Source organism: Prosthecobacter sp., from assembly GCF_044373815.1.
Taxonomy (GTDB): domain Bacteria; phylum Verrucomicrobiota; class Verrucomicrobiia; order Verrucomicrobiales; family Verrucomicrobiaceae; genus Prosthecobacter.
Map to the genome: position 1 here is coordinate 1 of NZ_JBIPNG010000016.1, position 14,808 is coordinate 14,808.

Sequence of the window (14,808 nt, forward strand, 5' to 3'; positions counted from 1 at the left end):
TCGCTGGGCCGCAATCCGCACCGTGGCCGCATCCTGCGCCTGAAGGATCATGATGGCGATGGCCGTGCCGATGAAGTGAAGGAATTCGTCAAAGACGTGGACGCCCCGCGCGGCCTCGTCTGGGACAAAGACCGCCTCTACCTCGTGCATCCGCCGCACCTCAGCGCCTACATCGACAAGGACGGCGATGGCGTGGCCGATGAGGAGAAGGTGCTGGTGAAGAACATCGCCTTTGGCTACAAGGACCGTCCCGCCGACCACACCACCAACGGTCTCAGCCTCGGCATCGACGGCTGGCTTTACATCGCCGGTGGCGACTTCGGTTTCATGGATGCCGAAGGCACGGACGGCAAGCACCTGCAGCATCGCGGTGGCGGCGTCATCCGCGTGCGCCCTGACGGCACCGGTTTGGAAATCTACAGCACCGGCACGCGCAACATCCTCGAAGTCGCCATCAGCCCGCTGATGGACATGTTTGCCCGAGATAACACCAACGACGGCGGCGGCTGGAACGTGCGCTTCCACCACTTCACCGGCCTCGACGATCACGGCTACCCGCGCCTCTACAAAAACTTCAACGACGAGTGCATCCAGCCCCTCGCCGACTACGGCGGCGGCAGCGGCTGCGGTGCCGTTTACATCGACGAACCCGGCTTCGGCAAATGGAACAACGCCCCCTTCACCTGCGACTGGGGCACCGCCGCCCTCTGGCACCATCAGGTGAAACCCAAAGGCGCGACCTTCGAGGAAACCGAAAAGCCCCAGCCCTTCATCCAAATGACCCGCCCCACCGACGCCGACGTCGATGGCAACAGCCGCGTCTATTGCGCCAGTTGGAAAGGCGCGACGTTCAACTGGGAAGGCCCCGATGTGGGCTACATCGTGCAGGTGAAGCCGAAGGGTTTCAAAGCGGAGCCGCTGCCGGATTTCGCGAAGGCAAAGGATGCGGAATTGGTGAAGTATCTCGATCTCACCACGCCACAGAGCTATCGCCGTCGCATCGAGGCACAGCGTGAATTGATGCGCCGAGGGAACAAGCAGGCTGGCAGCTATTTGGCTCAGTATGCAACGCTCCGGAACGCAGACCGCAATCTGGTCGCCTCACTCAAAGAAAAAGCCTCCGACGATGAGGTTGTCGCCGCCACTTCCCATGCTGATCCGGTCATCTCACATACGGCGATTCGTGCTACCGCTGCGCGCCAGCTCAAGCAGCAGGCCATGCGTGCACTGGACAGCTCGAAGGGCAATCCTGCCGGTATTCTGCGTGCTCTGGCCATGATGCATCAGCCCGAAGTTGTCACCGGCCTCATCGAGCGCCTCACCAAAGCCACCGACTCCTCATTGCGCCAGGGCATCCTCGCCGCCCTGTGCCGCCTCCACTTCCATGAAGGTGAATGGAAGGGCGACTCCTGGGGCACACGTCCGGACACACGCGGGCCTTATTACCAGCCGGAGGCATGGAGCGAGACGCCAAGGATTGCTGTTGCCTTGAAAGAAGCGCTGGTGAAGGCCTCGCCCGAAGAAGCGGCGTTTTTGGTGAAGGAGCTCAATCGCAACCGCATCCAGTTCAACGAAGCACAGCAGCGTATTCTCGCCCTGGCGAAGCAGGACCCGAAGGTGCTGCCAGAACTTGCCGCACAGCTCGCGGGAGCCGAGGAGATTCCCGCGGAAGCAGTGCCGCTGCTGCTGGGGCTTGTTGCCGATGCGGGCAAGAGTGGCCCCATCACTTCGACGACTCTCTCCCAAGCCATCATTGCGCTTGCCAAAACCGACAGCGCTGAAGGTGCCTCCGCCACGCTCGCGGCGTTGGACACGCTGAAGAAGCTCCCGGATTCCGGCAAAGACTTCGATGCGGCCACAAACGCCTTTTTCAATGCGCCGAAGCTGGAAAACCATCATCAGCTCGTGGAGCAGACAGCGGAGAAGTTGAGTGGTTCGGCATCGCTTTACGCGGATGCGGCGCTGCTGAACCTCGCCAACCGCAAAACCGGCAGCCCGGAGTCCATTCAGCTATCGCAGAAGGCGCTGGATGCCGGCTGGGCGGATGCGAAGCGGCGGAAGCAGATCGTGGATGCAATTGGCCTGATCAAACACACGCCTTCGGCGGCCAAGGTGGTTGCAGCGCTCAATGATTCGGACCCGGCCGTGAAAAAAGCTGCGGAGAACGCGGCGAAGACGATGCGCCTAAGTCTGGAGAAGGACACGACACCGCTGGTCAGCTCGCTGAAGCCAGAGGAAGTGCTCGCCAAGGTCATCGCGATGAAAGGCGATGTCACGACCGGCGAGATGGTCTTCACCAAGGCCACCTGCATCGCCTGCCACACGACGAAGGAATCCGAAGCGCAGAAGGGCCCCTACCTCGGCAACATCGCGCAGACCTACAAGCGCCTCGATCTCGCCCAGAACATCCTCGATCCCAACAAGACCATCGCGCAGGGCTTCGCCAGCGAGGTCATCACGATGAACGATGGCACACAACAGATGGGCTTCATCACCCTGGAGTCCGCTGACAACGTGAAGCTGCGCAACGTCGCCTCTCAGGAATTCACCTTTGCCGTGAAGAACATCAAGAGCCGCCAGAAGCTGCCCATTTCTATCATGCCGCCCGGGTTGATGACGAACTTCACTGTCCATGAATTCGCCAGCCTGCTCGATTACCTGGAGTCGCTGGCCAAGAAGTGAGCTTCACGCCATCACCGCCCTCACCACGTGCCCATGCACGTCGGTGAGGCGGAAGTCGCGGCCTTCGGCGCGGTAGGTGAGGCGCTCGTGATCGATGCCCAGCAGGTGCAGCAGCGTCGCATTGAGATCATGCACATGCATGGGATCACGGGCGACGTTGAAGCAGAAGTCATCCGTCTCGCCGAACTGCAGGCCGGGCTTCACACCACCACCCGCCAGCCACATGGTGAAGCAGCGGCCATGGTGATCGCGCCCGTGATTGGTGGGTTCCAGCTTGCCTTGCGAGTAAGTGGTGCGGCCAAATTCGCCACCCCAGACGATGAGCGTATCATCAAGCAGGCCGCGCTGTTTCAGATCGCTGATCAGTGCGGCGCAAGGCTGGTCGATGTCGCCGCATTGCAGGCGCAGATCGCTGGGCAGATTGTAGTGCTGGTCCCAGCCGCGATGGTAGAGCTGGATGAAGCGCACGCCGCTCTCCGCCATGCGGCGCGCGAGAAGGCAGTTCGCGGCAAAGCTTCCTGGCACGCGTGACTGCGGGCCATAGGATTCGAAGGTGGCCGCGCTCTCGTCCTTCAGGCTGATCAAATCCGGCACGCTGGTCTGCATGCGGTACGCCATTTCATACTGCGTGATGCGCGTTTCGATCTCAGGATCCAGCTGCTGCGCGAGCTGCCTGCGGTTCAGCGCCTGGATGACATCCAGCTCATCACGCCGCGAGGCCGCGCTGATGCCCGGTGGATTGGAGAGATACAAAACGGGATCACCGCTGCTGCGGAAGCTCACGCCCTGATGATTTGAAGGCAGGAAGCCGGAGCCCCACAGTCGCGCATACAGTGGGTCCGCCGGGCGTGCAGCACTGCCGCGTGAAATGAGTACCACGAAAGCGGGCAGGCTCGCATTCTCACTGCCGAGTCCATAGCTGGCCCAGGCACCAAAGCTGGGGCGTCCCGGCTGCTGATGTCCCGTTTGCAGCAGCGTGACACCGGGATCATGATTGATCGCCTCTGTGTTCATGGAGCGAATGATGCACATCTCATCCGCCATACGGCCCAGATTGGGCAGCAGCTCGCTCATCCACGCGCCCGACTGGCCGTGCTGCTGAAAGTTGAAGAGCGAGGAAGTGATCGGCTTGCTCTTCTGCCCGCTGGTCATGCCGGTGAGGCGCTGATCTCCCAGCACGGACGCTGGAAACTCCTGGCCGTGCATTTTTTTCAAGCCGGGCTTGTGATCAAACAGATCGAGCTGCGATGGCCCGCCATGCATGAAGAGGTAGATCACACGCTTGGCCTTCGGAGCAAAATGCGGTGAGGCGAAGGACTGCCCCTCGCCCAGCAGCGAGGCCAGCGCTGCGGTGCCGATGCCCGCAGAGGCTCGACCAAAAAACTGACGGCGAGTCAAAGCGGGATTCATCGGCGGGTGATGGTTTCGTCGAGGTTGAGCAACGCGTGCAGCGTGAGAGTCCATGCAGCCAGTTCGACGGGATTGAGATCTTTGCCGTGGGCGGATGCCCCAGCCGCGATGAGCTTCGCTGCGGCCTCGCGGTCGGCGGCAAAATGGGCGCGCTGCCTGCTCAGCAGGCCGCTTAGCAGCCGGAGTTCCTCGGCCTCCGGTGTGCGGGAGGTGACACGACGGAAAGCGAGCGCAAGTCTCTCGGCCTCGGAGCCCTTCAATGATTGCGCCCACGCGGCAAGGACGCGTGCTGCCTCGATGTAGGTCTCGTCATTGAGCAGCACGAGCGATTGCAGCGGCGTGTTGGTGCGCGCACGGCGTACCGCGCACTTTTCACGTGTGGGGCTGTCAAAGGTGAGCAGGGCAGGGGGCGGCGACTGCCGTTTCCAAAAGGTGTAGAGACTGCGCCGCCACAGTCCCGCGTCCGTGTCGGGCACATAGGTTTCTTCGCCATTGTAGGAGACAGCTTCCCACAATCCGGGTGGCTGGTAGGGCTTCACGCTCGGTCCGCCGATCTTCGGCACCAGCAATCCGGACACAGCCAGCGCCTGATCCCGCACCATCTCGGCGCTCAGGCGGAAGGAGGGGCCGCGTGCCAGCAAACGGTTGGAGGGATCACGCGCGGAATACTGCGAGCTTTGCCGATACGTGGCACTCATCACCATCAGCTTGAGCATTGCCTTCACATCCCAGCCGCTCTGCATGAAGCGCACCGCCAGCCAGTCGAGTAGTTCAGGGTGGCTGGGGGCCTCGCCTTGAGATCCGAAATCGTTGACCGTGCGCACGAGTCCTTCGCCAAAGCATTGCATCCAGAGACGATTGACAGCGACACGGGCCGTCAGCGGATTCTCCTTCGAGACGAGCCACTTGGCAAAGCCCAGGCGGTTGGGCGGTGCGTCGTTCGGCCACTTGGACAACGACGCAGGAACACCGGGCACCACCTCCTCCGCAGTGTGATCATACTGACCGCGTGTGAGCAGATGCGTTTTGCGCGGGCTGGGCATCTCCTGCATCACCAGAGTGGTGGGGATGCTTTCGCGCAGGCGGGCTTCGGCGGCTTTGGACTCGTGCACTCGCTTGTGGGCAGCGAGCGTTTGCGGGCTGGCGTGATGCTCCACAAACCAGTCCTGCAGCAGCGTCACATCTGCGGCATTGCGCTTGGGCGCAGGTTTGGCTGCGATTCCGCGCAGGCGCTCGCTCCAAAACCATGACTCGGCCTCTTGCGCAGTCACGGGGCGTTGCAGCAGGCGCAGTTCGTCGAGCTGCCCGTAGAATCCGAGGTTCGCATCTCGCCTGCCAATGCGCAGCGGCTCGCTGCAGGCTGTGGGGCCTTTCAGCGTATCATTCATGGTTTTCGTCGCCGCAGGCTGGCCGTCGATGAAGACGCGCACGCCCTCAGCGCGGCGGGTGCCGTCATGGCTGACTACCAGATGATGCCACTTTTTGGAGGAGGCAGGTTCCTGCGTGACGAGCTCGATGGCATCCGTGCCCCACTTGCTGACTAGATTGATCTGAAAGCGGCCCTTCTGCCAGATCACCTCAAAGCCCCGGCGTCTGCCTTCGGGCTCGATCTTGGAAAAGACCCCGCTCAGCGATGTGTCTGCCGTGAGCCATAGACCGACGGTCCATGCTGCATCGGTGTCGAAAGCTCCCGTCCACTCCGCATGCTGAGTTGCATCATACTTGGCCGATTGCCCGAGGATGCCGTCTTGAAACACATCGCTGGTGCCGAAGTGCTTGGCATCGATCAGGCCATCGAAAGAGAAGTGCGCGGCGAGTTGAGCGGTGGGCGATGGAGTCAGTGACGTCGCCGCTGTTTTTTCCCAATCGGTGATCTGCTGCCGCAAAGCCGCCGTGAAGGGCTGAAACTCCCGCTCCGCCTGCTGCGTGTCTGCGGTGAGGCGCTTGAGTTCCTGCTCTTGCTGTGCCGACGGCACGCTGAGCACAGGTGGCGGGTTGTCAGCTTTGATCAACCCGGACTCGGGCACGTTGTTGAAGAAGGCAAAGAGTTGGTAAAACTCACGCTGCGTGATGGGATCGTACTTATGGTCATGGCAGCGGGCACAGCCAATGGTGAGCCCCAGCCAGGTGGTGCCCGTGGTTTCCAGACGATCCGCCACGTATTCCACCCGGTATTCCTCATCAATGATGCCGCTCTCATTGTTGGCCATGTGGTTGCGGTTGAAACCGGTGGCGATGCGCTGTGCGGTGGAGGCATTTGGAAGTAGATCTCCAGCCAGTTGATCGATGGTGAACTGATCAAACGGCAGGTTGCGGTTGTAGGCGTCGATCACCCAATCACGCCATGGCCACAGGCTGCGCGTCTTGTCGCCAAAGTAGCCGTTCGTATCCGCATAGCGCGCGGCGTCCAGCCACTCCACCGCCATGCGTTCGCCGAAGTGTTTGGATGCCAGCAGGCGATCCACGGCGCGCTCGTAGGCTTCCGCACTTGGATCTGCATCCATCGCCTGCAGCGTGGGCGGCAGTCCGGTGAGATCAAAGCTGACCCGTCGTAGCAGAGTTTCGCGAGAGGCCTCCGGGCTTGGCGTCATGCCTTCCTTCTCCAGCCGTGCGAGAACGAAGTGGTCGATTTCATTGCACGGCCAGTTCGCTTGTTTGACCTCCGGCAGTGCAGCACTTGCCGGTGGGATCAAAGACCAGTGCGCTTCATATTCGGCTCCTTCCGCGATCCAGCGCTGCAACGTTTCCTTTTCCGCCGCCGTCAGCGAGAGCTTGGAATCCGGCGGCGGCATGACATCATTGCTGTCGGTTGTGGTGATGCGCTGCAGCAGAGCACTCTCCTGCGGCTTGCCGGGAACGATCGCCGACTTTCCATCACGGGAGGCAACGGCATCTTCGCGCTTATCTAGGCGCAGGTCACCTTTGCGGCTTTTTTCATCAAAGCCGTGGCAGCGGAAGCACTTGTTGGACAGGATCGGGCGGATGTCCCGGTTGAAGCCCAGCTTCGTTTCTGCCGCGCTGGCCACGCTCATGCCGCAGAGCAGCATGATGAGGAAAGCAGAACGCATGTGGCGAAAGCACATGCTAGTTACACGGGCCTCGGCCAGCGTTTTATCAGTGCCAATGGCTCAGGCGATCACTTCTTTCACCACGTGTCCATGGACGTCCGTGAGGCGGAAGTCGCGGCCAGCGTGGCGGAAGGTGAGCTTTTCATGGTCGAGGCCCAACTGATGAAGGATGGTGGCATGGAGGTCGTGCATGTGGACTTTGTCTTCCACGGCCATGTGGCCGATGTCGTCAGTGACGCCGTGGGCGAAGCCGGATTTAAAGCCGCCGCCCGCCACCCAGACGGTGAAGCCGAGCGGGTTGTGGTCGCGCCCGGTGCCGTTTTTCTCAGCATACGGCGTGCGGCCAAATTCGCCGCCCCACCAGACGATGGTGTCTTCGAGCAGGCCACGTTGTTTGAGATCGGCAAGAAGGCCGGCAATGGGTTTGTCCACGGCAGCGGCGTGGTCGCCGTGCTTGGGCAGGTTGGAGTGCTGATCCCAGGCGGGGTTGTTCGAGTTGTCGCCGTAATTGACCTGGATGTAGCGCACGCCCTGCTCGGCCATGCGGCGGGCCATGAGGCACTGGCGGCCGAAGTTGTCGGTCGTTTTTTCGTTGATGCCGTAGAGCTTCAGCGTGGCTTCCGACTCATCGCTGATGTCCATGGCGCCGGGTGCTTTGTTTTGCATGCGCCAGGCGAGCTCGTAGCTGCGAATGACCGCATCAATGTCCGTGTCACCGGGCATGGCATGGGCGGCCTGTTCGGCATTCAGCGTACTGAGCAGTCCGTACTGCTTGCGCTGCTGCTCGGGCGTCCAAATGGCATTGGTGATGTTCTTGATGGTGGACTCCCTGGCAGGCATGCCGCTGCGCCCGACGGGCGTACCCTGAAAGACAGCGGGCAGGAAGGCGTTGCCGTAATTGCGCGGGCCGCCGTTGCCGAGGCTTGGGCTGATCGTCATGAAGCCGGGCAGGTTTTCGTTTTCAGCGCCGAGGCCGTACATCACCCAGGATCCCATGCTCGGGCGGATGTTGCTGGTGGTGCCGGTGTGCATGAACAGCGTGGCCGGACCGTGCGCGACGCCCTCCGTGTGCATGCCATGCAGAAAGCACAGGTCATCCACATGCTGGTTGATGTTCGGAAAGAGATTGGAGGCCCAGCGGCCGGTTTCGCCGTGCTGCTTGAAATCCCACAGCGGTTTCATCACCCGCTGCAGCGCGCCTTTGCCCGTCTTGGCGATGGCACGGGAATCCGCCACGTCGATGATCTTGCCGTCGTCTTTAAAAAGGCGCGGCTTGTAGTCGTACGAGTCCACGTGGCTGACGCCACCCTGCATGAAGAGGAAGATGACGCGCTTTGCCTTCGGCTGATGGTGCGGCTTTCTGAGCGCCATCGGATTGGCCAGCGCTGCCTGACTCTGCGCCATGGCCTGCCACGCGAGGTAGCCGAAGCCACAGCCTGTGGTCTGGAGGAAGTCGCGGCGGGATGAGAACATGCTGCCTTAACGTCGGCAGGGAGGGTGATTCTTCACACAGGCACAAAAAAGCGGCACCCGCGAAGGTGCCGCTTCAAGCTTGAGGTGGCTGAATTACAGCATCTCGGCCACAAAGGAGCGCTCATCGGTGAGTTCCTTATTGGTGGCGGCGATCTTGGATTTGGCGAAGTCGTCCATTTCGTAGCTGGTGATGACTTCGTAGCTGCCCGGGGTGGTGGTGCGCACAGGCATGCCAGCCCAGACTTCAGGATCGAAGCCGTAAAGGCCGTTGCTCTTCACCGCGATGGAATGGATTGCACCTGGGGTGACGAGGGAGCGGACGTGATCGACGAGGGCGTTCGCGGCGGAGGCAGCGGAGGAAGCACCACGGGCGGCGATGATCGCAGCGCCACGCTTGCCCACGGTTTCCAAGAAGGGACCTTCCAGCCAGGCCTTGTCATTGATGACGTCGGCGGCGGCTTTGCCTCCGATGGTGGCGTGGGCGAAGGACGGGAACATCGTGGGGCTGTGATTGCCGTAGATGAAGATGTCCTTCACTTCGGTGAGGTCCACTCCGGCTTTTTGGGCAAGCTGGGTCTGGGCACGGTTTTGATCCAGACGCACCATGGCGGTGAAACGGTCCGGCGTGAGGCGCTTGGCCTGGGAGGCGGCGATCATGCAGTTCGTGTTGGCCGGATTGCCAACGACGGCCACGCGGGCGTCATCAGCGGCCACGGCGTCGATGATTTTACCCTGCTCGATGAAGATTTTGCCGTTGTCCTTGAGCAGATCGGCGCGCTCCATGCCTGGGCCACGGGGCTTGGCACCCACGAGCAAGATCCAGTTGGCGTCTTTGAAGCCCACGGCTGGGTCGGAGGTCTGCACAATGCCCTTGAGCAGCGGGAAGGCGCAGTCGTCGAGCTCCATGGCCACACCGGCAAGGGCGGCCAGAGGCTTTTCAAAGGGGGCTTCGATGAGCTGGAGGATCACCGGCTGATCCGGGCCAAACATGGCACCGGAGGCGATGCGGAAAAGAAGGGCGTAACCGATTTGACCGGCGGCGCCGGTGACTGCGACTTTGATGGGTGCTTTGGCCATAAATGATTGGGGATGGGGGAGTCATCAGAGCAAGATGCGGCGGGAGGGCAACTGCGGGCTGAGATTCATGGCAGAAAATGCTTGGGCGAAAGACGGAGTCCTGTTATAAATTCGATTTTCCCTAACTTTGATGCTCCTGCAGCCTTTCCCGAAACATCCTGAATCCGTGTTGCCAAGCCGCCTGATCGTTCGCGGCGCTGCTGCGTGCCTGATGATCATTCTGGGTGGAAATGCGGTCATGACTGCCAGTGCGCAGTCAGTTTCGGCCATGGCCCAGGCCGAAGCTCGCCGCCGAGCCACTCAAATAAACACGCTGAATTCTGAAATCGAGCGTGGGTACCAGCTGATCGATCAGCAAAAGGCGGCTGAAGCTCTGACCTTGTTTCAGGAAACCTACAAGGCGCTGCCAAATATTCCTCTCGCCCAGGAGTCACGACAGGCCGCACGCGATGGCTACGTGGTGGCAGGCTGCCTGATGGCCCAGGAATTCGCGGCCAAAGGTGATCTTGCCGCTGCGGGCAAAGTGCTGGATCAACTGCTGGCCCCCGATGTGGCACCGAAAGACGAGCGTGTGCTTTCTCTCAAGAAGCGCCTCGCTGATCCTGACCGCTTTCCGCCCTCGCTGACCGCCAAGCACGTGGACAATGTGGGGGCGGTGCAGACGCTGCTGATCAAGGCCAATTCGTTCCTCCAGATCGGTGATCTGGACAAGGCCATCGCTACTTTTCAGGACGTTTTGAGGATTGATCCCACCAACAGTGCCGCACGACGTGGCATGGAAAACGTCGAGCGGGAAAAGCAGAAGTATTATAAGAGCGCTTTTGACCAGCATCGTGCCAAAATGCTGGGCGAGGTCACCCGGTCATGGGAAGACCCGGTGCCGCTGACCGACCTGGACCGCAGTTCACTGTTTGGGGCTGGTGCGGCTTCGCTGGTGAACCAACTGAGTGGAAGTGACAAAATCACACAAAAACTGCGCACCATTATTTTTCCCAAGGTGGAGTTTGACGGGGCCACGCTGGTCGAGGTGGTGGAACTGCTGCGAGTTCGCAGTCGCGACTTGGATCCCGAAGGCAAGGGGATCAGTTTTGTCGTCAGTGTGCCACCTGAGGCAAGCGACAAGCAGGTAAGCCTGAATCTCCTCAATGTGCCCATGGAGGAGCTGCTGCGCTATGTGAGCGAGATGTGCGGAGTCGCCTACAAGGTGGATGAGCATGCGGTGATCTTTGTATCCATCAGCGAGCGCAACAATGCGATCGTCACGCGTTCCTTCCGGGTGCCGCCTGATTTTATTCAGAACTCTCCAGGGGCTGACGCGGGTGCCGCTCCGCCTGCGGATCCTTTTGCTGCGCAGGCTCCGGCAGGCGGAGGCGGGGGGCTGATCATCCGCCGTCTGGGGGCCAAGGAGTTTCTTGAAGCGCGCGGAGTGACTTTCCCGGACGGAACGAGCGCCAACTACAGCGCAGCGAACAACACGCTGACCGTTCGCAACACGATCGCCAACATGGAGACTGTAGAAATGATCGTTGAGCAGTCGACGAAGGCCACGCCGAAGATGGCCGTGATTCATGTGCGAATGCTGGAAGTGAACCAGAAGAACCTTGAAGAGCTGGGTTTTGACTGGCTCATGGGCGCTACCGGAATCAGTAACAACATTTTCGTTGGCGGTGGCAGTTCTGGAAATGGAACCCCCACCAGTGCAAGCAACTACGCATTCAACACACCCTACGTCGTCCCTGCTCTCACGGTGGGTGGTAGTGAGGTGTTTCCTGCGCTTCCTGTTGCTGGAGCCTTTGCCGGCCCGGTGCCTTCAGGCACCAATGCACCTTTCCCCTATGGCGGCGGGTCCATCACCTCGGGTCTCCGATCGGGCGACTATGCGGCGACTGGTAATTCCATTGACAACCTGCTCCAGACTGGTTCTACCACTGCCACAAAGAACGTGGCACCTGGTGTTCTGTCAGTTGCTGGAGTGTTTACCAATACTCAGTTTCAAACAGTGCTGCGGGCACTCTCACAGAAAAAGGGAGTTGATGTCAATGCCTCCCCCAGTGTGACGACCAAGAGTGGGCTCAAAGCGATCGCGGAGGTGACGCAGGAATTCATTTACCCAACGGAGTTTGATCCGCCAAGACTGCCACAAGGTGGTGGGAGTATTCAAACAGGAGGTTCTCAGCAGATGATCGCCACGCCGACAACGCCCACGGCCTTTGAAATGAGAAAAACGGGCGTGCTGGTTGAGGTGGAGCCTGTGATTTCAGAAGATGGCCGCACCGTGGAGCTCACGATCGCGCCAGAAATGACCGTTTTCGAGGGCTTTGTGAATTACGGCTCGCCGATTTATGCGCCCGCAAGCCTCAGCGTTCAGTCCATCACATTAGCAAATGGTGGCACCGGCTACGTTCCTCTAAGCTCATCTGATGCGTTGATCACCCCCAACAAAATCCTGCAGCCGGTCTTCAAAGTGCAGAAAGTGACAACGGCGGTCAAAGTGTACGATGGCGCAACGGTGGTGCTGGGCGGGGTCAAAATTGAGAACCGCACCATGGTGGAAGACAAGGTTCCCATTCTGGGGGATCTTCCTTTTGTGGGAAGGTTCTTCAAGAGCAACACCAAGCAGACAGACACGAAGAACGTCATCATCTTCGTCACCGTGGAAGTGGTGGATCCTTCCGGCCGCAGGGTCAATCGCGACACTGCCGCCGTGGCGCAGTGAGTCTGTTTCAGGTGATGTTCGACGGGGCGGCTTCGAGCGCTGTGATCTGACCGGCCAGTGCGAAGTCCAGCCGGGTCAATCCCCCCGCGCTGTGGGTGCTCAGACGCACGGTGACTTTGCGCCAGCCGACAAACAGGTCTGGGTGGTGATTCATCGCTTCGGCCAAAACCGCGACTCGCCGGACGAATTCGATACCGGCAAGGTAGCTCGTAAAACGGAACTCTTTCACCAGTTCCATGCCTTCCACCTGCCAGCCGGGGAGGGCGGTCACCTGCTGCTGGATGGCGGATTCGCTCAAAAGCTCCGGTTTCATGGGCGCCAGCATCCGGCGGCAGCTCAATGGCATCAAGCATCGGAATTGCTTTCTTCGTGTCATTGGACTAAATACACCCCCCCCCGCCAAGCCAACTGAATGTCCATCTCCCGCACCCGCAATTTCTCCATCATCGCCCATATCGACCATGGGAAGACCACGCTTTCTGACCGTCTGCTGGAGTTCACGCAAACCATCACCGTACGGCAGCAGCAGGATCAGCTGCTTGATTCGATGGATCTGGAGCGCGAACGCGGCATCACCATCAAGGCGCACCCGGTGTGCATGAACTACAAGGCCAAGGATGGGCAGATGTACAAGCTCAACCTGCTGGATACTCCCGGGCACGTCGATTTCAGCTACGAGGTCAGCCGTTCGCTGGCTGCTTGTGAGGGCGCGTTGCTGCTGGTGGATGCTTCGCAGGGCGTCGAAGCGCAGACCGTCGCGAATTTGAACCTGGCCCTGCAGCAGAACCTGCATGTCGTCCCCATCATCAACAAAATCGACCTTCCAAGCGCCGACGTCGAGAAGGTGAAGCGCCAGCTGGAGGACATCCTGCAGCTCTCTTCCGATGAGGCTGTGCCTGCCAGTGCGAAAATGGGCATTGGCATTGAGGACATTTTGGAGGCCATCGTCGCCTTCATCCCGGCGCCGACAGATCCCGGTGACGGCTACCTGCGGGCTTCGGTGTTCGATTCGATCTTCGATCCCTATCGCGGGGTTGTCAGTTATGTCCGCGTCATGTCCGGAACCATCACGCGTGGTCAAAAGGTGCGCCTGATGGCCTCAGGCAACGATTCCGAAATCAAGGATCTCGGCACCTTCCGTCCGAAGATGGTCCCCTGTGAAAAGCTGGAGGCTGGCGATGTCGGCTACATCATCGCCAACGTCAAAACGACCGCTGACGTGAAGATTGGCGACACGCTCACCGAGAGCCGCAAGCCTGCCCCCGAGGCACTGCCCGGCTTCAAAGAGATCCACCCCCTCGTCTTCAGCGGCATCTATCCCGTCAGCACCGACGACTTCGAGGCGCTGAAGCTCGCCGTCGGCAAGCTTCAGATCAATGACGCCGCCTTCACCTTCATGGCGGAAAGCTCCGCCGCTCTCGGCTTCGGCTTCCGCTGCGGCTTTCTCGGACTGCTGCACATGGAGATCGTCCAGGAGCGCCTGCGCCGTGAGTTCGACATGGATGTCATCTCCACCTATCCGTCCGTCATTTACGACGTGAGGAAGACCGACGGCACCGAGCTCAAGGTGGACAACCCCACCTTCCTGCCCCCGCAGGCGGAGATCGACGAGATTCGCGAGCCGATCGTGAAGGTGAACGTCATGATCCCGAACGAGAACATTGGAGACATCATGCAGCTCGTCATGGACAAGCGCGGCGTGGTGAACAATACCGAGACCCTCGACGACCGCCGCGTGCTTCTGCACACCGTCCTGCCACTGAACGAGATCCTCGTGGACTTCAACGATAAGCTCAAGTCCATGACCCGTGGTTACGGCAGCATGGAGTATGAACACGCCGGCACCCAGGCCGCCGAGCTCGTCAAGATGGACATCCTAATCGCCAGCGAGCCCGTGGACGCCTTCTCCTGCATCGTTCACCGCAGCAAGGCCGAGAGCCGTGGCCGCCAGCTCTGCGCCAAGCTCAAGGAAGTCATCCCCCAGCAGCTCTTCGTCGTCGCCATTCAGGCCGCCATTGGTGGCAAGGTCATCGCCCGCGAGAGCATCAGCGCCATGCGCAAAGACGTGACCGCCAAATGCTACGGCGGTGACATCTCCCGTAAACGGAAGCTCCTCGACAAGCAGAAGGAAGGTAAGAAAAAGATGAAAGCCATCGGCCGGGTAAATATCCCGCAGGAGGCGTTCATTCAGGTGCTGAAGAACGACTGAGCCGAAGAAGCTTGCATCGCTGAGGAGAATTCGGGGAAGTGCCCCTGCTGTTGAGGGTCACTGGACTGGATCTGCATTCCATGCATATCCTGCGGCAAGACGCGTCCAGTGCCACCGCCAGTCTCGTTTGTTCAGAATCTGTGATAGCCGCCGAGGTGCTGCGAGACTGGTGG

General features: G+C 60.3%; 8 protein-coding genes. 3 read left to right on the plus strand and 5 right to left on the minus strand.

The window, feature by feature from the left end; translation table 11 throughout:
* Positions 1-2,682: c-type cytochrome (locus tag ACIREA_RS02640; RefSeq protein WP_397380268.1), on the plus strand; the 2,682-nt coding region annotated here is incomplete at its 5' end.
* A gap of 3 nt (positions 2,683-2,685) precedes the next feature.
* Here ACIREA_RS02640 and ACIREA_RS02645 read toward each other — a convergent pair.
* From ACIREA_RS02645 to ACIREA_RS02660, 4 genes are all read right to left on the minus strand, one after another.
* Positions 2,686-4,092: a DUF1501 domain-containing protein gene (locus tag ACIREA_RS02645; RefSeq protein WP_397380270.1), complete on the minus strand. Its 1,407-nt coding sequence runs from the start codon at positions 4,090-4,092 to the stop codon at positions 2,686-2,688.
* A complete protein-coding gene (locus ACIREA_RS02650) occupies positions 4,089-7,160 on the minus strand; it encodes a DUF1553 domain-containing protein (RefSeq protein WP_397380272.1) in 3,072 nt (1,023 codons plus the stop codon). Before ACIREA_RS02650 ends, ACIREA_RS02645 begins: the two co-directional genes overlap by 4 nt.
* A 60-nt stretch (positions 7,161-7,220) precedes the next feature.
* A complete protein-coding gene (locus ACIREA_RS02655; RefSeq protein ID WP_397380274.1) occupies positions 7,221-8,633 on the minus strand; it encodes a DUF1501 domain-containing protein in 1,413 nt (470 codons plus the stop codon).
* Positions 8,634-8,726: 93 nt separating this feature from the next.
* On the minus strand, positions 8,727-9,710 hold the full coding sequence (locus ACIREA_RS02660; protein WP_397380275.1) for a malate dehydrogenase: 984 nt from the start codon (positions 9,708-9,710) through the stop codon (positions 8,727-8,729).
* Between the two features lie 211 nt (positions 9,711-9,921).
* Here ACIREA_RS02660 and ACIREA_RS02665 point away from each other — a divergent pair, with 211 nt between their 5' ends.
* The gene (locus ACIREA_RS02665; RefSeq protein ID WP_397380307.1) at positions 9,922-12,426 is read left to right on the plus strand and encodes an Amuc_1098 family type IV pilus outer membrane protein; all 2,505 of its coding nucleotides are present in this window, start codon (positions 9,922-9,924) and stop codon (positions 12,424-12,426) included.
* A gap of 7 nt (positions 12,427-12,433) precedes the next feature.
* Here the strand turns inward: ACIREA_RS02665 and ACIREA_RS02670 are convergent, their stop codons facing one another.
* Complete coding sequence (locus ACIREA_RS02670; protein WP_397380277.1) at positions 12,434-12,739, minus strand: 4a-hydroxytetrahydrobiopterin dehydratase; 306 nt, start codon at positions 12,737-12,739, stop codon at positions 12,434-12,436.
* A gap of 99 nt (positions 12,740-12,838) precedes the next feature.
* Here ACIREA_RS02670 and lepA point away from each other — a divergent pair, with 99 nt between their 5' ends.
* The gene (gene lepA / locus ACIREA_RS02675; protein ID WP_397380279.1) at positions 12,839-14,635 is read left to right on the plus strand and encodes a translation elongation factor 4; all 1,797 of its coding nucleotides are present in this window, start codon (positions 12,839-12,841) and stop codon (positions 14,633-14,635) included.
* Positions 14,636-14,808: the final 173 nt, after the last annotated feature.

What these genes read in the sequence shown, in the direction of transcription:
- ACIREA_RS02670 (WP_397380277.1), bottom strand. Translation starts at nt 12,739, where the DNA reads ATGAAACCGGAGCTTTTGAGCGAATCCGCCATCCAGCAGCAGGTGACC.
- ACIREA_RS02650 (WP_397380272.1), bottom strand. Translation starts at nt 7,160, where the DNA reads ATGCGTTCTGCTTTCCTCATCATGCTGCTCTGCGGCATGAGCGTGGCC.
- lepA (WP_397380279.1), top strand. Translation starts at nt 12,839, where the DNA reads ATGTCCATCTCCCGCACCCGCAATTTCTCCATCATCGCCCATATCGAC.
- ACIREA_RS02645 (WP_397380270.1), bottom strand. Translation starts at nt 4,092, where the DNA reads ATGAATCCCGCTTTGACTCGCCGTCAGTTTTTTGGTCGAGCCTCTGCG.
- ACIREA_RS02660 (WP_397380275.1), bottom strand. Translation starts at nt 9,710, where the DNA reads ATGGCCAAAGCACCCATCAAAGTCGCAGTCACCGGCGCCGCCGGTCAA.
- ACIREA_RS02665 (WP_397380307.1), top strand. Translation starts at nt 9,922, where the DNA reads ATGATCATTCTGGGTGGAAATGCGGTCATGACTGCCAGTGCGCAGTCA.
- ACIREA_RS02655 (WP_397380274.1), bottom strand. Translation starts at nt 8,633, where the DNA reads ATGTTCTCATCCCGCCGCGACTTCCTCCAGACCACAGGCTGTGGCTTC.